The sequence below is a fragment of the Thalassolituus sp. genome (assembly GCF_984348125.1).
In genome coordinates, this window is sequence record NZ_CFHJLR010000020.1 from 36,104 (window position 1) to 55,475 (window position 19,372).

The following is a 19,372-nucleotide window of genomic DNA, read 5'->3' on the forward strand; positions in this document are numbered from 1 at the left end:
AGAACAGCTCTCACCAATAAATCGTTTAAATATCAAGGGCTTACAATCGAAAAGCGATCAAGAAATAAGCAGCCTTGAGACAAAAGGACGCTCATTCTACACATCTGAGGCGGTTGCCACAAATGAACAGAGGAAAGGCCCGGATTGACACCCCCGGGATAAACAGGCTCAGGACTTACCGGATAACCTTCTGTACATCTCCCACAGGACGAACCCAAGGTGACTGTTTACGCAGCGAGGATGGCATTGCATTTACCGCTGCTCTCGCTTCCGCACGGCTGGAGTAGACACCCGACACCACCACAAACCAGTCCTTACCTTTGTAGGTTGTCTGGTATCGATACAAAGTCCCGGTGACCTGACTCTGCCACTGATCGCGAAAGGTTTCAGCACCCGTGGAGCTGTGCGACCCCAGTAGTTGCACGATATACCCTGACTCAGGGGCCAACAAGGCTTGTTCGTCAGGAGTGTAAGACGGAGTCTTTGGTTGAGCAGTTATGGCTTCTACTTGTGCCGCCTGAGGCTGAGCTGCTTCAGCTCTCACAGCCGGAGTGCCTGAGCCAGCGCCTTCAGTCATCGAGACTGCATCTATTTCAGAAGAACTTTCTGTATTTGCTTTGACGATTTCGCTACCTGAGTCGGCGCTCGGCGTCTCTTCATTTACAGCACCTGCCTCCTCTCCATCCGTGGCTTCCACGACGACTCTGTCGGCAAGCGTTACCCCTTCGCTGTTCCCTGCCTCAGCCTGATGACCAACGTCAGAGCCGGGGTAATTAAAGTCCTTAACGGAATCCAACTGAGCCTGAATCTCGGGCGACAGTTCATCATCCTGCGAGGAAGCTCCCCACTGATAAATGAATACCATTGCGATAGCAGTAACTACACCAGCAATAGCAAGGATATTGCGGAGGGGAAAGCCAGCCGCTGATGCCGTCGCCGCTGGGCGCGTCGAGGAAGAAAGTATCCGTTCACCCTGACGTAGTGCAGGACCAGGCAAGCACCCGGAGTCCATCATAATGTCTGCCAATTCCTTATCACCGAACGGACAGACCTCACCATCACCGAAAACACTGGCCATCAAAGCGGCGATTTCAGAATCGGTTAAAGGTTCGACCGCCAATACATGGACAGGAGCCTGAGCCGGCGAATTTCTGAAGTGAGTTTCATAGCCTGGTGCACCGAACAGAATCACAGATATCGCCTGAGGCGCTAACAACGCAAAATGAGCGATATCATTCAGCGTCTCAGCATCTAACTGATCCGCCTGATCAATAATCAGTAACAGGTTGCCACCGGCTTGGCTTCTGTCTATTGCCTCGTTACGGATGGCCTCACGTGCTTGAGCACCATCTTCATGAATAGCCGGCATATCCCAATGAGCAGCGATTGAAGAAAGTATCCCAGGCATCCCCAACATGACGCTTGCTGTTAATAACAAGGTTTCATCAGGAGCCTCTCTTTGCGCTGCCAGGTTATTGGCAATAAAGGACTTTCCAGCCCCCTCGAAGCCGGTGACCGCAACCAGCAGCTCGCTGTAGGACGCCAGGTGGGATAGGAGCTCGACATGACGTTTCTGAGAATCAAGAAGGCTGTGCATAGAAAATGCCTCGTTACCGGCGGAACTGGGCGCCACATTCACACCTGAAAGGTCCAGATCAAAATCCGTTTCCATAACTCCCCCAGTTGTTATATTCAGCGAGTTGCGCCATAAGCCATCAGAGTCTCTTCAAGCAGGTCTCGTGGAACGTCTGAGGTAATATAGGCCTGTCCAATCCCCTTAAGCAAGACCAGCCTCAGCGCGCCATCAAGAACTTTTTTATCCACCGCCATACGACTGATGTAGTCATCACAAGACATGTCCTTTGGCCCTTTCACTGGCAGGTGCGCCGCCTGCAGCAAACGTAAAAGATCGTGTTCGTCCTTTTCAGTCAGGTAACCCAGTCTTTTGCTCAGATCAGCTGCCATCATCATACCCGCACCGACCGCCTCACCATGCAACCACTTTCCGTAGCCCTGATGCGCTTCTATGGCATGGCCAAACGTGTGCCCCAGATTCAGTGTCGCGCGAATTCCGCCCTCGCGCTCATCCTGAGCAACGACATCCGCTTTGTTTTCACAGGAACGATATATAGCTTCAGCAAGTGATTCATCATCCCCCGACATCAGGCCTGCTACATTGTCCTGTAGCCAGAGATAAAACTCAGAGTCAGAGATCAAGCCATATTTGATCACCTCTGCCATCCCTGCTGCCATTTCACGAAGCGGCAGAGTTTCCAACGTGCCGGTATCGGCAATCACAGCCTGCGGCTGATGGAAAGCACCGATCATATTCTTGCCCAAAGGGTGATTGACCGCTGTCTTACCGCCTACTGACGAATCAACCTGTGAAAGCAGCGTCGTGGGTACCTGAATAAAATTAACACCGCGTTGATAAGTGGCCGCAGCGAAACCCGTCATATCGCCGATAACGCCTCCACCCAACGCAACAAGAGTAGTCGTTCTGTTATGGCGTCTGTCGAGGAGCTCATCAAAGATCATATTCAAGGTATCGAGATCTTTGTATTTTTCACCGTCCGGCAGAATGACGGTGTCGACCTGATAATCGGTCAGCGCCGACTTCACATCATCGAGATAGATTGGAGCGACCGTTTCATTGGTGACAATAAGCACCTGCCGCCCTTTAATGTGGGGAGAGTACAGCTCTTTGTTCCGCAGAAGGCCAGGGCCGATGTAAATTGGATAACTACGATCGCCAAGATCTACGGTAAGGGTCTGCATTATTCACCTTTTAAACGTTTTTTGAGTTCCTGAATTACCCATCTTGGATTGCGCTGATCCGTTTCAATAATGATATCGGCGACAGAGCGATACAACGGATCGCGCTCCGCAAAAAGCTTGCGCAATACTGCCTCAGGGTCGGCCGTCTGGAGTAACGGGCGGTTACGGTCTCGAGCCGTTCTGGCCAGCTGCTGATCCACAGAAGTACACAGATAGATGACCGTTCCTCTCGAGGCGAGGTGCTGGCGATTCTCACTTCGTAACACAGCGCCACCACCCGTAGATAGTACGATCCCCTTCTGCTGAGTCAGTTCATCTATGACAGACTCTTCACGTTCGCGAAAGCCCGCCTCACCTTCTTTATCAAAGATCCAGGGGATATCGGCGCCGCAACGTTCCTCTATTACTTTATCTGAGTCAAAGAACTCGTATTTAAGTTCCTGAGAAAGCAGACGGCCGATGGTGCTTTTTCCAGCACCCATCGGCCCAATAAGAAATACAGACTGTGTCATCTTCAACGTGCTGAGAGCGTTTCCTTAACCAGTCGAGGAGTGATAAATACGAGAAGCTCACTCTTCTCTTCCTGCTCACTAGTACGACGGAACAGAGCTCCGATTAATGGCAGATCACCAAAGAATGGCGTTTTAGATACCTGGCGAATTTCCTCTGAGCGGAAAATACCGCCAAGCACAATGGTCTCACCGTTTTCAACCAGCACCTGAGTCTCAACTGCATTGGTATCAATAGCAGGACCAGCGGTAGTCAACTCTCCAACGGAATCCTGATTAATCACCAGATCCATGATAATACGATCATCCGGCGTAATCTGAGGAGTAACCTCAAGACGCAGTACCGCTGACTTAAACGCTACGTTCGCAGCACCACTTGAGCTTGCCTGCAGATAAGGAATCTCAGTACCCGACTCAATGGATGCAGTCTGGCCATCAGCAGTGATTACGCGAGGCTGAGAGACAATTTCTGCGCGCCCTTCAGTTTCAATAGCAGATAGCTCCAGATCCAATAGGAAATCAGCGGTCTGGTAACCAATAGCAAAGGTCGATGCTGCAGCATCCTCAACACCGAAATCGACAACATCCGAAGCCTCAAGATCAATGGTTTGAGTTGATGAACCGGTAGTCGCCCGGTCAAACAAAATCTGATTGCCTTCACGCAGAGTAGTCTTGCTGCCCCCGAAGGTAGTCCAGTTATCGCCATTATTCTGGAAACCAGCGCCACCCCACTGCACACCTAATTCCTCACCGACACTTGTACTGGCAACCACGATGCGGGCTTCAATTAACACCTGCCGCACTGGCACATCGAGCATTTGAAGAGCTTCACGAACTTTCTCAAGATTCTTAGCGGTATCTTTCATCAACAGCGTGTTGGTACGACCGTCAACCACCGCAGTGCCACGCTCAGACAGCAAGCCCTGCTCAGATGTCAGGAGCTCAGCAAGATCTGATGCTTTCGCATATTTGAGCTGCATATACTCTGTAACTAGAGGGGCAAGCTCTTCAACCTGGCGCACAGCTTCGAGTTCAACTTTTTCACGGGCTGCGATCTCTTCAGCAGGCGCGATGAGCAATACCGACCCCATCTGACGCTGGCCAAGCCCCTTGGTTTTCAACACAAGGTCCAGCGCTTGGTCCCAAGGCACATTCTGCAGGCGCAGTGTAATGTTGCCGCCGACTGAATCTGAAGCGACGAGGTTGAGGCCGGTGAAGTCTGCAATCAACTGAAGCACCGCACGCACTTCAATATCCTGGAAGTTCAGGGACAGTTTCTCACCAGTGAAAGGAAATTGCTTCTCAGCCACCGCCTCTTCATCAGCCGGTGGCTCAGAAACATTAATTGAGAGTAACTTATCAGTTTGATACGCCAGGTACTCAAACTCAGAAGAAACAGGCTCGATAACGATTCGCGCGCGACCAGCGGTAGCCGTCGTGTCTACATATTTCACAGGCGTAGCGAAGTCGGTGACATCAAGGCGACGACTTAAGGCGTCTGGCAGTGATGCTCCCTCGATATCAGCGATGATTTTTGCACCCTCTCGGCGGATATTTGCCGAGGCGCTATCATCACTCAAAGTAATCTGAACCTGACCTTCGCCCTGATTACCACGGCGAAAATCAACGTTTACAACCTTAACTTCGGAACCAGGCTGAACAACCTCTCCTGTTAGAGTCGTTTGCTGATTACCTGCGAACTCTTCATTCACATCAGCCTCACCGATACGGACAAAGAGACGATTACCTTGCACTGTGGTGGTATAGCCAACCAGCTGATTCAGGTTGATCACTAGCCGGGAACGGTCTTTTGCCTCTACTACAGTAGCGCTTCGCGCATTACCGTTACCAATATTGTGTCGCTTAGTAGTAAGCGCGCTATCAACACCTGGTAAATCCAAAGCAATCCGCGCTGGTTTTTCAATGGTGTAGCCGCTGACTTCTGGTGGTGCAGAGTCAAATACCAGCTCCAACTGAGTAACATCACCCGGGGCAGTGGAAAAATTAAGGTCGGTCAGAGTGGCCGAAACAGCCTCAACCGACCAGATTGCAGTCACACACACAAAAGCGCGGGCAAGGGTGCTAATGTTGTTCATGATTTTCATAGTTATTCTCCTGGCGCCCCATTCAGAGCCAACGTTCTGGGCCGCTCAAGCCACCCACCCTGTCCATCAGGTACGATTTCAATTAGATTCATTCTGTCGCTCTGAATCGACACGATACGTCCGTGATTTCGACCCATATACTCACCTTCCCGCACCCGGACAACTCCACCGTAGCCGTCTTTAATCAGTGCAAAGAGATCTCCTTTCGGCTTCTGAAGCGTACCCACCATGCCCAGCTGATCAATATCAAACTGTTCCAGATATTCTTTCGAGCGGTCGTTATCTGGGCGGACATCCATACCGTTAGAGTTCAGTCTTTCCGACTCTTCTGGCACTGCTGGCAGGCTGAATGGCGACCTCAACGCAGACGCGCGATAGGTAAACGCCTCGTATGGTTTAAACTCAGGAATGGGCTCTACCCGCCCTCTCGGCTTCGAGCCCACATCATCAACGTAAACCTGCAGATCAGCAACATCACCTGATGATGAACAAGCTACAGTGGCCAAAGATGCAGCAACCAGAAACAGCAATCGTATTGTCTTCATATCACTGTCCCTTACTATCTGCGTCGTATTGATAGGTTTTAGCCTGGATCTCCATTGAAAGGCGATCCTGCCCCTGAGTTTTCACGATATTAAAATCGTGCAACGTTACAATTCGCGGCAGAGAAGCGACCCCAGAAACAAAGGCCCCCATCTCATGGTAGCCCCCTGTCACTTCGATATTTATCGGTAGTTCTTTATAGAACTCCTCTTTCTTCATATCTGCAGGGTCAATCCGTTTCAGGTCAAGACCAGAATTCAGCGCAGTTGCACTGATATCATCGATAAGCCCCGGGACTTCAGTGTCTTTGGGTAACTGTTTGAGTAGCGAGCCAAAACTGGCCTCCATCTCAACCATCTGCGCCTTATATTCATCCAGATTCGCGACGCGAAATGCTTTAGTTTCAAAATCCCGCTTGAGCTGCTGCTCTTGCCTCTCAAGAGAATCCAGCGACGCCTGCTGCCCCTGAACAAGCCCTATGTAAGCAAGCACACCCGAGGCCACGACCACGGTTATACAAAAAGACACCTTACCGACAAGAGGCCAGGATCCCATATTTTGCCAATCGATATCATTAATATCGAAGCTTTGCAGCTGCTCCAGAACAGAGCCTGATGGCTTATTTGACTCCGCCATTGTCATCCTCCTCTGCTCTCGGATTAATCCTCGTCATCACAATTTCGAATTCGTTCACACCCGGAGATTTAGATTCCACCTTGATCAACGACGGATCTCTGAACCACTCTGACTGATCGAAATTACGCATTAAGGCTGAAACACGGTTATTTGTCGATGCAATGCCAGAAATCCGGACTTTATTGCCTTCGACCTCAAGCTCCCGGAAATAAAGGTCCTCGGGAACCGAGCGCACGATCTCATCAAATACACGAACAATAACCGGGCGATCCCCTTGCAAACGCTGAATCAGCTCCATTCGCTCTACCAGCTCTGCCCGGGTCTCTTTCAGTTCCTGAATCTCGACAATCTTCTGATCCATTGCTGTTATCTGATTTCTCAGGAAAGCATTACGCGAGTTCTGAGTCGCTGCCGCTGCATCATAGTAGCGATATACGCCGAACACACATGCAGCCGCTACTGCAACAACAACCCCGATAACAACGTAGAAATTTTTATTACGTTCTTCTCGTAGCTCTTCACGCCAAGGTAATAAGTTAATATTCGCCATCAGTCGAAGCTCCTCATTGCCAGGCCAGCTGCAATTAAGAGCGAAGGCGCATCATTCGCAAGCCAGGTAGCATTCACTCGCTGCGAGAGCGTCATGCTGATAAATGGATTGGCGACGACTGTCGGCGTGCCCAGCGCAGACTGAACCTGTTCTTCCAGCCCCGGAATGGAGGAGGTACCCCCGGCGAGAACAATATAGTCAACGTCGTTAAACTGACTGGAGGAATAGAAAAACTGCAGCGAGCGACTCACTTGCTGAACAACCGCCTCGCGGAAGGGACCCAACACTTCAGACTCATAATCGTCAGGCACGCCACCCTCAAGCTTGGCTCGATTAGCATCCTCTTCACTCAAACCATAGCGACGCATAATATCTTCTGTCAGCTGACTGCCACCAAACAGCTGCTCACGGGTATATATCGACCTACCTTCGTGCATAACACTCAGGGTTGTCATCGTGGCGCCGATATCAATTACTGCCACCGTCTCTATTTCTTCGCCTTCCAGCTGTGCATCGAGCAAGGAGAAAGCGCGTTCGGTACAGAAAGCTTCAACATCTACTTTGCTGACTTCAAAACCCGCGATTTCTACGGAATCTTTTCTGCGTTCAACAGTCTCAGAACGACAAGCAGCCAGCAGAACGCTGACCATATCTGGAGATTTATCGCTCGGACCGGTCACTTCCCAGTCAAGAGCAACCTCTTCCAGGGGGTAAGGAATATATTGATCGGCTTCAGTTCGGATCTGAAAATCCATATCGTCGTCGCTAAGACCAGCGCTCATATCAATGGTTTTCGTAATAACTGCCGAGCCCGCGACAGCAAGAGCAACGTTTTTAGCATTAGAACGCGAGCGAACTACCGCCTGACGAATTGCATCACCGACGGCTTCTTCGTTGTTGATACCCTGTTCCACAACGGCATTAGGAGGCAAGGCTACCGTTGCGTAGGCTTCTACCTGATAGCGTTCCCCCTGGCGACTCAACTCCAGCACTTTGACGGACGTTGAACTTATGTCCACCCCGAGAAGCGCCTTATTTTTCTTCTTAAACAGGCTGCCCAGCACGACAAAATCCCCTTCTGTTTCGCGAACTTGCGCGCGCAAGCTCACACAGATCCTATATAATTCCGGCCATTATAAGCACAATCCTGCGAAAAGAACAAAAAACCCTTATAATGCCGCATCCCGCATGATAGCTGGCTTTTTCAGGAATTTAACGATCTTTTTATATGAATATGGCAACTCCGCTCCTTAAGTTCACAATCTGGCTGTTTTTGTCTATCGGAGCCGGAACGACCATGGCCATAACCGGTGTTTATCTTTACTTAGCGCCTACGCTCCCCGATGCAGAAACCCTAAAAGATGTAGATCTTCAAACCCCTCTGCGCGTTTACACGGCAGACGGACTTCTGATAACGGAGTATGGCGAGAAGCGCCGAACCCCTATTACATATCAGGAAATCCCCCCTCAATTCATTGACGCACTTCTCGCTTCTGAAGATGACGGCTTTTTTGAGCACTCAGGAATAGACCTGAAAGGCCTCGCGAGGGCGGTATTTGATCTGGTGACCACCGGCCGGAAGAAATCAGGGGGCAGCACGATCACCATGCAGGTAGCCAAAAACTACTACCTGAGCAGCGAAAAGACCTTTACCCGGAAGTTCACCGAGATCCTGCTGGCACTCAAAATTGAGAAGGCACTGACCAAAGAAGAAATCCTTGAGCTCTATGTAAACAAAATCTATCTGGGTAAGCGCGCATACGGGATCGAGGCCGCCTCTCAGGTCTACTATGGTAAGTCAATCACCGAGCTGAACCTGGCAGAGCTGGCGATGATTGCCGGCTTGCCGCAGGCGCCTTCGGCAGCAAACCCGATACGCAGCCCGGAGCGGGCTGTTTCTCGTCGTAACTACGTGCTTGCTCGCATGCATAACCTCGGAAAAATCTCCGAAGCCGAGTTCCAACAGAGTATCCGTCAGCCCGCAACAGCTCGATATCACGGTGCAACCTCCGAGATCAGTGCTCCTTATGTTGCCGAGATGATTCGTCAGGAAATGATCAGACGTTACGGCAACAAGGCCTACACCTCTGGGTACAGCGTCTACACCACCATTAATTCAGCGCGACAGCGTGCTGCCAACGCAGCCTTACAGAAAGGCCTGCTGAAGTACGACCGGGACCATGGTTACCGCGGTGCTCAGACCTCCTATCCTGTTATCCCCCTGAGCGTTCCGGAGGCGCCGGAGCTCGAAGAGTGGATAGCACAGGCCGACCCAGCAAAGGATGTAGACTGGCCGCAGACCCTTGAAGCATGGGAAGAGAAGCTTCGTGACTTGGGCGACTTCGGTATTATCGAACCAGGCGTCGTCATGAATGCTACTGAAGAGGGTGCCTGGGTATACGGTATCGGTAAAATACGCTGGCTACCTTTTGCAGGAATGACTTGGGCAGCGCCGTACCTGAGCGTTAATTCGGTTGGAAATGCTCCCGAGAATGCCCTCGATGTTATCCGTAACGGTGACCTGATCTGGCTCGAATCAACTTCATCAGGGTTGAAACTTGCCCAGGTCCCGCAAGCAGAAGGCGCTCTGGTGTCTATGAACCCTCACAACGGAGCGATCGAAGCCCTGGTCGGCGGCTTTTCAAACTCAGATAACCAATTTAACCGTGCGACTCAGGCGGAGCGCCAGCCGGGCTCTGCTTTTAAACCCTTCATCTACAGCGCGGCCCTGGACAATGGCTTCACCACAGCCAGCCTGATTAACGATGCACCTGTCGTATTCAAAGATGCCAGCCTCGAAAGCACCTGGCGCCCCGAAAATTACAGCGGCAAGTTTTACGGTCCGACCCGCCTGCGGCAGGCTCTTTATCGCTCACAGAACCTGGTGTCGATCCGCATTCTGAAACAGATGGGGCCGGCCACAGCCGTTCGCTACATTCAGGATTTTGGTTTTAACCCAGCACGTCTGAACAAAGATCTCTCACTGGCACTGGGCGCATCAGCTGTTACCCCTCTCGACATGGCGACGGGCTATAGTGCCTTCGCCAATGGTGGCTACAAGGTCAGCCCCTTCGTTATGCAGAGTATTATCTCCGACACGGGCGAAGTGCTTTACGAGGCCAACCCAACACTCGCAATGGCACCACCAGAAGAGGGTGCAACCGGCAACTTAATCCGCGAAGGGCTTAACGATAACGATTCGCCGACTGAGGGTGAGTCCGAGCAAGTAGAGAGCATTGAAGTACCTACACTTTACGCAGAGCGCATAATGTCTCCAGAGAACCATTATCTGACAGTAAGCATGATGCGGGATGTTGTGCGCAGAGGCACAGGTAGAAAAGCGCTAGCGCTGGGTAGAAATGATCTCGCCGGAAAAACAGGTACAACCAATGATCAGAAGGATGCCTGGTTTTCCGGCTTCAATCCCGACCTCGTAGCCACTGTCTGGATCGGTTTCGACCAACCAACCACATTGGGACGCTGGGCATCTGGTGGCGGTACCGCGCTTCCGGTGTGGGTCGATTATATGAGAGAAGCTCTTGATGGCGCGCCGGAAGAGCATTTCGAACAGCCTGAAGGGATTGTCACTGTTCGAATTGATCCAGACAGTGGGCTACTGGCTTCACCGGGCCAGAAAGATGCCATATTTGAATACTTCAAGGCTGGGTCCGCTCCAACGGAATATGCCAGAACGAAAGACATCATCCCCTATCAGGAAGACGAAGGTGGTTCAGGGGGAGGCAGCGTCATCCCAGAGCAGCTTTTCTGACCCTGCATCCGTCACTATGAAATAAAAAAGCCCGGCAGTTGCCGGGCTTTTTACCGTCTGAGTGTCTATTCAGTCGTCTACTCAGGCGTCGATCAACTTACCTGGGTTCATGATGTTATTCGGGTCGAACACCTTTTTAACTGCACGCATATAAGCGATTTCTGCCGCAGAGCGCGTGTATTCCAGATACGGTTTTTTAGTCATACCTACGCCGTGTTCCGCAGACACAGAGCCCTGATATTTTTCCACGATCTCGAATACCCAGGTCGATACCTTGGCGCAACGCTCGAAGAATTCTTCTTTTGCCAGATCATCAGGCTTCAGAATATTCAGGTGAAGATTGCCGTCACCGATGTGACCAAACCAGATGATCTCAAAGTCTGGGTATTCACGGGTTACGATCTCATCAATGTCGCGCAGGAACGGCGGTACTTTAGAGACCACAACCGAGATGTCGTTCTTGTACGGTGTCCACTCAGAGATAGTTTCTGAAATGTCTTCACGCAGACGCCACAGGTTCGCCGCCTGAGTTTCGCTCTGGCTAATAACACCATCGACGACCCAGCCTTCTTCCATACATTTCTCGAACTGCACCATCGCTTGATCCATGTCGGCATCCGTCACAGCTTCAAATTCGATCAGAGCGTAGAAATCCGTGCTGGTTTCAAACGGAGCAGGCACATCGCCTCGTGCCAGTACTTTCTGCATCGCTTTATCAGAGAAGAACTCAAATGCGGTCAGGTCCATAGTCGACTGGAACTGGCTCAGTACTTTCATTACGTCGTCGAGTTCTGGGATACCAAGCACCAGCACGGTCAGGTTTTTCGGTGTGCGAGTCAGGCGCATGGTCGCTTCAGTCACAAAGCCGAGCGTACCTTCACCACCGATGAAAAGCTGGCGCATATCGTAACCGGTGTTGTTTTTCATCAGGTCTTTATTCAGTTCGAGGATCTCGCCCTCCCCCGTCACGACCGTCATACCAGCAACCCAGTCCCGGGTCATACCCCAGCGGATCACTTTAATACCGCCGGCATTCGTTGAGATGTTTCCACCAATCTGACTGGAGCCCGCAGAGGCAAAATCAACCGGATAGAACAAATCATTATCTTCAGCGAAGGTCTGCAGCTGCTCTGTAATGACACCCGCACCACACTTAACCGTACGGTCAGTCGCATTGAAATCAGAAATCTGATTCATGTAATCAAAGGCAACCACAACCTCGCCGTTAGCAGCAACAGCACCAGCACTCAGACCTGTACGTCCACCCGATGGTACCAGGGCAACGTTCTGAGCGTTTGCAAATTTTACAATGTCAGCGACTTGCTGCGTTGTCTTCGGGAAAACAATTGCAGATGGCTTCGGTGGATAGATCTTGGTCCAGTCCTTACCAAAGGTCTCAAGAGAATCGGCATCAGTGCGCACTTTGTCTGCGCCAACGATGGCTGAAAGCTGCTCAACCAGAGCGTCTTGTGTCAACGTGGTCATGGAGTTACCCGATGTTTGAATCATATTCACCTCGAATTGAGCAATATTCGTGTTGAATTCATGCTCTGAGGCTCACTTTAATAAAGGTATATGCTAGCATACGCGCCTTATTTTTCGGAGCGGTTTTAAGCCGCCCAGCCCCGCTCGCTGCAAGGCGGAGGGGACCTGACAGCTATTACTTACTGACTATAGGTACCACCATGGCACAAACGTCCCTGGATAAAAGCAAGATCAAGTTCCTCTTGTTGGAAGGCGTACACCAGTCTGCTCTCGATACACTGCAGGCTGCTGGCTACACCAACATCGAGTATCTAAAGACTTCGCTGCCGGATGACGAGCTGAAAGCCGCCATCAAAGACGCTCATTTTGTGGGCATTCGTTCACGCACTCAGCTCACCGAAGAGATCTTCGACGCTGCTGAGAAGCTGATTGCCGTCGGTTGCTTCTGTATTGGCACCAACCAGGTTGACCTGAAAGCGGCAACGAAGCGTGGTATCGCCGTATTCAACGCTCCCTACTCCAACACCCGCTCTGTAGCAGAACTGTCACTGGCAGAAATCATCATGCTGATGCGCGGTGTCCCTGCGAAAAACGCCGAATGTCATCGCGGCGGCTGGAGCAAGTCTGCGGTTAACTCTTACGAGATCCGTGGCAAGAAGCTGGGTATCGTGGGTTACGGTTCGATCGGTACTCAGCTGTCGGTCATGGCCGAAAGCATGGGTATGGAAGTACTCTTCTACGACGTCGTAACGAAACTGCCAATCGGTAATGCTAAGCAGGTCGGGACTCTGAACGAACTGCTGAACATTGCTGACGTTGTATCTCTGCACGTTCCGGAAACACCTTCCACTAAATGGATGATGGGCCCAGAGCAGTTTGAGCAAATGAAACAGGGTTCTATCCTGTTGAACGCGTCACGCGGCACTGTGGTTGATATCGATGCGTTGGCAGATACCGTACGCAGCGGCAAACTCCTGGGTGCGGCCATCGACGTATTCCCGGTTGAACCACGCTCTAACAGCGAAGAGTTTGTCTCACCACTGCGCGAATTCGACAACGTGATCCTGACCCCGCACGTCGGTGGTTCTACCATGGAAGCTCAGGAAAACATCGGTAAAGAAGTAGGTGAGAAGCTGGCTCAGTACAGCGACAACGGCACCACCACTTCTTCAGTGAACTTCCCTGAGGTGGCTCTGCCATCCAACCCGAACGTTCACCGTATTCTGCACATCCACAAAAACGTACCTGGCGTTATGAATGCCATAAACAGCATTCTCGCCGACAACAACATCAACATCTGTGGTCAGTACCTGCAGACCGTTGAAGAAGTTGGCTACGTTGTGATCGATGTTGCGGCTGATGCGTCAGATCTGGCGCTGGAGAAAATCAAAGAGGTTGAGGGCACCATTCGCGCCCGCGTCCTTTACTGATAGAAGCTATTGCGCTCGGCCATGCGTTGTTGGAAGTGGCTTCGGAATGCTCATTTACCCCATGTAAACTGCGCGTCCTCAGCCACTTCCGCCTAGCCTGACCTTCGCTCATAACGCTTCCGCGACGCACGAAAACAAAAAGCACCCTCGGGTGCTTTTTTATTGGCTGAGATTTATCACGATGAGTTGCCGATGCTGAGAAGGAAGGTATTTGTGACCCATTCCCTGTAGAGATAGATGTCACAACTGAGCATACAGGGATGTACTCGCTGCGTCCTTCCGCTCAGTATCGACAAACCAACGGCTCAAATCTCGTACCTGTAGGTGTTTTCGGCACCCAACCGTAAGTGATGACTTACCCCCGCCGGAATCTCGTCCGCGTGGTGGGTCACATACAGAAGCGTAATGGTTTTCTGTTCTGATAAACGACGGATAAACGCCAGCACCATTTCGCGGCTTGGGTCATCCAATCCCTGGCAAGGCTCATCCAGAATCAGCAGCGGCGGCTGCTTGATCAGAGCACGAGCGATAAGCACCACACGCTGCTCTCCGTACGACAGGTGATGCAGGCTCTGATTGGCTTTATGGCGCAAGCCGATAATCTCCAGCCACTGCTCCGCGAGACGCCGGTCGTCATCCCCCGCCGCCTGATACAAACCAATGCTGTCGTATAAACCAGAAATCACCGTCGTCAGCACGTTCGTGGTTGCCCGGTATTCCCACTGCAGCGACGACGACACCAGACCTATATGCTTTTTGATGTCCCAGATGGTTTCGCCGCTGCCACGCTTCATACCAAACAGATACAGCTCGTTGCGGTAGCACTGTGGGTTATCGCCTGTGATCATCTGCAACAGACTGGTCTTACCGCAACCGTTCGGGCCTGTAATCGCCCAGTGCGCTCCCGGATCGACCTGCCAGTTGAGCTCAGAAAACAAAGTGCGCTCGCCATAGACGATCGAGCCATTCACCAGACGCACCAGCGGCTCACCAGAGTTCAGTCCATATTTCACCGGCGCTTCCGGGAATTCCGACAAAGGCTTATCAAAATGCAGTAAAGAATGGACTTCAGGCGAGGTAAGTACCGACTCACGTTCGCCCTGAACTAATAAGCGGGCATCGTGAACAAACGCCAGATGCGTCAGCCAGTCTGGCAGTTCATCCAAACGGTTCGCTACCCACAGCAGACGCTGGCCACTTTCATGAAGCTTAAACAGCGCCTCTGCAAGCGCCTCGCGACTGTTTGCATCCAGACCTTCGAGCGGTTCATCCAGGATCAACAGGTCAGGCTTCTGCCGTACCGCATTCACCAGCATCACCTTACGACTCTCACCGGTAGATAACGAGCGGAAACCCTGCGACAGAATATGCTCCATCCCCAGTAACTGAATCCACTCGGCGACTTCCTCGACCGGTGCCAGCAATTCACTGACCAGCGTTCCGATATCCTTCTGATCCATAAGATCAGATTCATCTTCCCGACGCTCCTGTTCAATCAGCGCCGCCTGCGCTTCCAGCGACACGAACGCGACGCGCTCTGGCAGACCTGAGACCTCACCGTGACTCAGGCGAACATCACCGGCAAACAAGCGCGACAGCACTGTCTTACCGCTGCCATTCGTCCCGATAATGCCCCAGGTCTGATCCGCCGACACCGACCAGTCATCAACAACAAGATTTCGCCCGTCATGCAGACGCGCACGGAGTTCTTTAAATTCAGTTTTCATAGCGAAACTTAAGGAGCTTAAATTAACGAAGGGGTTTTTTGAAAAAGCGTCAGCGAGGAAGGTGTGGCAAGGCAAAAGTTCGCGAGAAGGCGGAGCCTACAAATCGTAAGTGAGGCAGATTTTTGCTCCTGCAAAATCTGCATTCCTGCCGTCCATGGCAGTCATATCAATCGCGAATTTTCACACCGCCACAGCGACGCAGGTAGCTTTATTATCAGCCCGGAGGCCAAGACAGATCACGGCCGCCTATGACATGCATATGCAAATGGAATACGGATTGCCCCGCACCTTCACCATTATTAATCACCAAACGGAATTTATCCCCAAGACCTTCCTGCTCGGCAACTTTATTGGCAACCAGCATCATGTGCCCCAGAAGCGCTGCGTCCGTTTCTTCGGCGTCACATAAACGCGGGATCGGCTTACGCGGGATCACCAGAATATGCATCGGCGCCGCAGGAAACATATCGCGGAACGCCAGACACTGATCGTCCTCATAAACGATCTTAGCATCCGCTTCACCGCGGGCGATTTTCCCGAAAATAGTATCTTCTGACATAACAGAGTCTCGTTAATGAACGTTAGCCTGAGAGTAACCGAATGCCCCAGTGATCACCACTGTCCGGTTCAACAGTACCGATGCATCCGCCATTCTTCCGAAACTATCTGGAAGCTGTCACACGCAGAAGGCACAATACCTATCATTATTAGACATTCTGTAAGGAAACTCTCTGCATGAGTCACCATGAAAGAGCCGGCCAGAAAGCACTCGCTTCTGATCTTGCCAATATTCCACGCCTTGTCGCCGACTATTATGTCCGCCAGCCATCCGCCGACACACTGGTGAGCTTCGGCACCTCCGGCCACCGCGGCAGTTCCGCAAACGGCTCCTTTAACGAAACGCATATTGCCGCTATCTGTCAGGCGTTAGTTGAATACCGCCAACAGAATGATATTACCGGCCCGCTCTACATCGGTATGGATACCCACGCCCTGTCCGAGTGTGCATTTATCACCGCAGTGGAAGTGCTGGTCGCTAACGGTATCTGCGTTCGCGTTCAGCAAGGCCGAGGCTATACACCAACGCCAGTAATCTCTCATGCGATCCTGACGTACAACCAAGGTAAAACCTCAGAGCTGGCCGATGGCGTCGTGATTACCCCATCGCACAACCCTCCTCAGGACGGTGGCTTTAAATATAATCCACCGAATGGTGGCCCTGCCGATACGGACGTAACCTCTCAGATCCAGGACCGCGCCAACGACATAATTAACAGCGGCAGTAACGACGTTGTGCGCATGGACTTTGCCAAGGCCTGGGCATCGGATCTGGTAACTAAATACGACTACATCACACCGTACGTAAATGATCTTGCCAGTGTGATCGATATGGATGCCATCGCCAAAGCAGGCGTTAAGATTGGTGTGGACCCACTCGGTGGTTCCGGTATCGCATACTGGGATGTCATTGCTGAGACCTACGGTCTGGATATTACAGTCGTTAACGAAAACATTGACCCGACCTTCTCGTTTATGACGTTAGACAAAGACGGCAACATCCGTATGGACTGCTCCAGCCCATACGCCATGGCGGGCCTCATCGACTTAAAAGACGATTTCGACATCGCACTGGGCAACGACCCGGATTACGACCGCCACGGCATTGTCACGCCATCTGTTGGTTTGATGAATCCTAATCACTATCTCGCCGTAGCGATTAACTACCTGTATACCCATCGCCCACAATGGTCACAGGATCTCGCCATTGGTAAAACACTGGTGTCGTCCAGCATGATCGACCGCGTAGCAGCTGATCTGGGCCGCACACTCTCAGAAGTCCCTGTGGGCTTTAAATGGTTTGTTGATGGTCTGTACACAGGTAAGTTCGGTTTTGGCGGTGAAGAGAGCGCAGGCGCTTCCTTCCTGCGGAAAGACGGCACGGTATGGTCGACCGACAAAGACGGCATCATCCTCGCACTCTTAGCCGCTGAAATTAAAGCCGTGACCGGCAAAGATCCGGGTGAACACTACATCGCCCTGACCGAAAAATTCTCAGCACCCGTCTATAAGCGTATTGATGCTGCAGCGACTGGCCCACAGAAATCCGTACTGAAAAAGTTGAGTGCCGGTGACGTGACCGCCGAAAAACTTGCCGGTGAAGAGATCAAAGAAAAACTGACCCATGCCTCAGGCAACGGTGCGGCGATTGGCGGTCTGAAAGTCACCACAGAGAACGGCTGGTTCGCTGCACGCCCATCCGGCACAGAAGAGATCTATAAGATCTACGCAGAAAGCTTTAAAGGTGAGGAGCATCTCGCTCAGATCATTGAAGAAGCTCAGGCGATAGTCAGTGCTACTTTTGATTCAGCTGGAGTCTGATACCTAATCTGCAGAGAGGGTCGGGTCATGAACCACAACCAGGTTCCGGCCACCCTCTTTCGCAGCGTACAGAGCTTCATCCGCATCCAGCAGTAATTGATGCAACATGCTCTTATTGGAAGGTGAAAAAGGCGCTACGCCCGTGCTTACCGTCACCCTGATGTAATCATCATCGGGCAGAATAAATAACTGATCAGCCACATAAGATCTGAACTGATCTAACAGTCCATAGGCTTTATCAGTATCCAGACCTGGCAGAATAAGCGCAAACTCTTCGCCACCATATCGAGCCATATGGAACCTGAAGAAAGTCTGCTGTAGATATCCGGCCAACTGCTTCAGGACGGCATCCCCGGCATCGTGACCGTACTCATCATTAATCCCCTTAAAGCTGTCGATATCCATTAGTGCCACAGTAAAGGGCTTGCCCTCTGCCTGAAGCCTTTTAACCAGCGCATCCCCTTCTTCGATAAAGTAACGACGATTTCTGAGGCCTGTCAGATAATCCAGAGTGGCCTGCTCCTGAACGGCAACGAATTGCTCAAGCGCCTCGATATTGTTCGTCACCCTACAGCTGAATTCTTCCTGCTGAAAAGGCTTCTGGAGGAAGTCGTTCGCGCCCTTTTTAATAAACTGCACAGAGATATCCGCGTCTTCCTGACTCGACAGGCCAATGATGGCCAGTGGCCGCTTATCGTAGCGATGTCTCACCTGCTGGAGAAAAGCAAAGCCATTCATCTCAGGCATATGATAATCAGTAATGATGAGCTTGATAGAGATGTCTGACTCTAACTTCTCAAGTCCCTCAGCCCCATTATGAGCCTCAACAACCTGAAAATTCTGGAGTCTGAGGTAAGACGTTACAGCCTGTCGCATCGTGGAAGAGTCATCCACCACAAGCGCTGTAATTGAGCGATTACGCTCAAGTCGGTTAAGCATTCGCGCTGCATACTGATAGGAGAAGCGGTTCTCTTTAATAACGTAATCAACGACCCCGCTCTTGAGGAGCTCTTTACGCTGATTCAGATCGTCACTACCCGTAAGAACAACAACCGGTAAACGCTGATCAAGCAGGTAACTGACCATTTCACCATCAGGCGCATCAGGAAGGTTCAGATCAACCAGTGCGGCGACCACGCTGTCTTTGTGTTCGTTATACAGCTCAATTCCTTCGGCTTTGGTAGAAGCAAACACCACCGGCTCAATGCCCTGCTGTCGCAACGTGTGCTGCAAAATCTTCTGAACGATCGGACTGTCTTCGATAATAAGAAACACATACACCTCCTGAAGCTCTATTGAGTGTAGGCATAATCCAGAGTAGTGCGCTGGGGAATACAGATATGACAGGAGAATTGTTCAGGGTTGGACAGGGATGTGAGCAAATGAAAAAACCCCTGACTGCGTAGGCAATCAGGGGTTTCGAATAAGAGCTTGACGATGACCTACTCTCACATGGGGAGA

At 51.4% G+C, this 19,372-nt stretch carries 15 protein-coding genes; 3 read left to right on the forward strand and 12 right to left on the reverse strand.

Annotated features, from left to right (window positions below; all coding sequences use genetic code 11):
• Positions 1-175: 175 nt before the first annotated feature.
• From AC5E51_RS13330 to AC5E51_RS13365, 8 genes are read right to left on the reverse strand one after another with little or no spacing between them, the layout of a single operon-like run.
• On the reverse strand, positions 176-1,672 hold the full coding sequence (locus AC5E51_RS13330) for an SPOR domain-containing protein (protein WP_068438933.1): 1,497 nt from the start codon (positions 1,670-1,672) through the stop codon (positions 176-178).
• Positions 1,673-1,692: 20 nt separating this feature from the next.
• A complete protein-coding gene (gene aroB, locus AC5E51_RS13335) occupies positions 1,693-2,778 on the reverse strand; it encodes a 3-dehydroquinate synthase (protein WP_068438931.1) in 1,086 nt (361 codons plus the stop codon).
• Positions 2,778-3,296 (reverse strand): shikimate kinase AroK, encoded by a 519-nt coding sequence (gene aroK / locus AC5E51_RS13340; protein WP_245820122.1) that lies wholly within the window; start codon positions 3,294-3,296, stop codon positions 2,778-2,780. The genes aroB and aroK overlap by 1 nt, the downstream gene beginning before the upstream one ends.
• Complete coding sequence (locus tag AC5E51_RS13345) at positions 3,293-5,392, reverse strand: type IV pilus secretin PilQ (RefSeq protein WP_068438927.1); 2,100 nt, start codon at positions 5,390-5,392, stop codon at positions 3,293-3,295. The genes aroK and AC5E51_RS13345 overlap by 4 nt, the downstream gene beginning before the upstream one ends.
• A 2-nt stretch (positions 5,393-5,394) precedes the next feature.
• A complete protein-coding gene (locus tag AC5E51_RS13350; protein WP_068438925.1) occupies positions 5,395-5,937 on the reverse strand; it encodes a pilus assembly protein PilP in 543 nt (180 codons plus the stop codon).
• A gap of 1 nt (position 5,938) precedes the next feature.
• On the reverse strand, positions 5,939-6,571 hold the full coding sequence (locus tag AC5E51_RS13355) for a type IV pilus inner membrane component PilO (RefSeq protein ID WP_301377926.1): 633 nt from the start codon (positions 6,569-6,571) through the stop codon (positions 5,939-5,941).
• Positions 6,555-7,121: a PilN domain-containing protein gene (locus AC5E51_RS13360; RefSeq protein ID WP_068438921.1), complete on the reverse strand. Its 567-nt coding sequence runs from the start codon at positions 7,119-7,121 to the stop codon at positions 6,555-6,557. Before AC5E51_RS13360 ends, AC5E51_RS13355 begins: the two co-directional genes overlap by 17 nt.
• Positions 7,121-8,224, reverse strand: a complete 1,104-nt coding sequence (locus AC5E51_RS13365) for a pilus assembly protein PilM (RefSeq protein WP_348655068.1) — start codon at positions 8,222-8,224, stop codon at positions 7,121-7,123. The genes AC5E51_RS13360 and AC5E51_RS13365 overlap by 1 nt, the downstream gene beginning before the upstream one ends.
• 194 nt (positions 8,225-8,418) lie before the next feature.
• On the opposite strand from AC5E51_RS13365, the gene AC5E51_RS13370 reads away from it, so the two are divergent.
• Positions 8,419-10,890 (forward strand): penicillin-binding protein 1A, encoded by a 2,472-nt coding sequence (locus AC5E51_RS13370; RefSeq protein ID WP_297533092.1) that lies wholly within the window; start codon positions 8,419-8,421, stop codon positions 10,888-10,890.
• An 81-nt stretch (positions 10,891-10,971) separates the two neighbouring features.
• On the opposite strand, the gene AC5E51_RS13375 is transcribed toward AC5E51_RS13370, so the two are convergent.
• Positions 10,972-12,375: an FAD-binding oxidoreductase gene (locus AC5E51_RS13375; protein WP_491778690.1), complete on the reverse strand. Its 1,404-nt coding sequence runs from the start codon at positions 12,373-12,375 to the stop codon at positions 10,972-10,974.
• A 200-nt stretch (positions 12,376-12,575) separates the two neighbouring features.
• Between AC5E51_RS13375 and serA the strand changes: the two genes are divergently transcribed.
• The gene (gene serA, locus AC5E51_RS13380) at positions 12,576-13,805 is read left to right on the forward strand and encodes a phosphoglycerate dehydrogenase (protein WP_068438917.1); all 1,230 of its coding nucleotides are present in this window, start codon (positions 12,576-12,578) and stop codon (positions 13,803-13,805) included.
• A gap of 305 nt (positions 13,806-14,110) precedes the next feature.
• Here serA and modF read toward each other — a convergent pair whose 3' ends face one another.
• Together modF and AC5E51_RS13390 are read right to left on the reverse strand one after the other, a co-directional pair.
• The gene (modF, locus tag AC5E51_RS13385; protein WP_068438916.1) at positions 14,111-15,532 is read right to left on the reverse strand and encodes a molybdate ABC transporter ATP-binding protein ModF; all 1,422 of its coding nucleotides are present in this window, start codon (positions 15,530-15,532) and stop codon (positions 14,111-14,113) included.
• A 214-nt stretch (positions 15,533-15,746) separates the two neighbouring features.
• Positions 15,747-16,091 (reverse strand): histidine triad nucleotide-binding protein, encoded by a 345-nt coding sequence (locus AC5E51_RS13390; protein ID WP_068438914.1) that lies wholly within the window; start codon positions 16,089-16,091, stop codon positions 15,747-15,749.
• A gap of 176 nt (positions 16,092-16,267) precedes the next feature.
• Here AC5E51_RS13390 and pgm point away from each other — a divergent pair, with 176 nt between their 5' ends.
• Entirely contained in the window at positions 16,268-17,911 is a 1,644-nt protein-coding gene (gene pgm, locus AC5E51_RS13395; protein ID WP_068438912.1) for a phosphoglucomutase (alpha-D-glucose-1,6-bisphosphate-dependent), read from the forward strand.
• A 3-nt stretch (positions 17,912-17,914) separates the two neighbouring features.
• Here pgm and AC5E51_RS13400 read toward each other — a convergent pair whose 3' ends face one another.
• Positions 17,915-19,186 (reverse strand): diguanylate cyclase, encoded by a 1,272-nt coding sequence (locus AC5E51_RS13400; protein ID WP_068438910.1) that lies wholly within the window; start codon positions 19,184-19,186, stop codon positions 17,915-17,917.
• Positions 19,187-19,372: the final 186 nt, after the last annotated feature.

What these genes read in the sequence shown, in the direction of transcription:
- AC5E51_RS13330 (WP_068438933.1), bottom strand. Translation starts at nt 1,672, where the DNA reads ATGGAAACGGATTTTGATCTGGACCTTTCAGGTGTGAATGTGGCGCCC.
- aroB (WP_068438931.1), bottom strand. Translation starts at nt 2,778, where the DNA reads ATGCAGACCCTTACCGTAGATCTTGGCGATCGTAGTTATCCAATTTAC.
- AC5E51_RS13345 (WP_068438927.1), bottom strand. Translation starts at nt 5,392, where the DNA reads ATGAAAATCATGAACAACATTAGCACCCTTGCCCGCGCTTTTGTGTGT.
- AC5E51_RS13350 (WP_068438925.1), bottom strand. Translation starts at nt 5,937, where the DNA reads ATGAAGACAATACGATTGCTGTTTCTGGTTGCTGCATCTTTGGCCACT.
- AC5E51_RS13355 (WP_301377926.1), bottom strand. Translation starts at nt 6,571, where the DNA reads ATGGCGGAGTCAAATAAGCCATCAGGCTCTGTTCTGGAGCAGCTGCAA.
- AC5E51_RS13360 (WP_068438921.1), bottom strand. Translation starts at nt 7,121, where the DNA reads ATGGCGAATATTAACTTATTACCTTGGCGTGAAGAGCTACGAGAAGAA.
- AC5E51_RS13370 (WP_297533092.1), top strand. Translation starts at nt 8,419, where the DNA reads ATGGCCATAACCGGTGTTTATCTTTACTTAGCGCCTACGCTCCCCGAT.
- AC5E51_RS13375 (WP_491778690.1), bottom strand. Translation starts at nt 12,375, where the DNA reads ATGACCACGTTGACACAAGACGCTCTGGTTGAGCAGCTTTCAGCCATC.
- serA (WP_068438917.1), top strand. Translation starts at nt 12,576, where the DNA reads ATGGCACAAACGTCCCTGGATAAAAGCAAGATCAAGTTCCTCTTGTTG.
- modF (WP_068438916.1), bottom strand. Translation starts at nt 15,532, where the DNA reads ATGAAAACTGAATTTAAAGAACTCCGTGCGCGTCTGCATGACGGGCGA.
- AC5E51_RS13390 (WP_068438914.1), bottom strand. Translation starts at nt 16,091, where the DNA reads ATGTCAGAAGATACTATTTTCGGGAAAATCGCCCGCGGTGAAGCGGAT.
- pgm (WP_068438912.1), top strand. Translation starts at nt 16,268, where the DNA reads ATGAGTCACCATGAAAGAGCCGGCCAGAAAGCACTCGCTTCTGATCTT.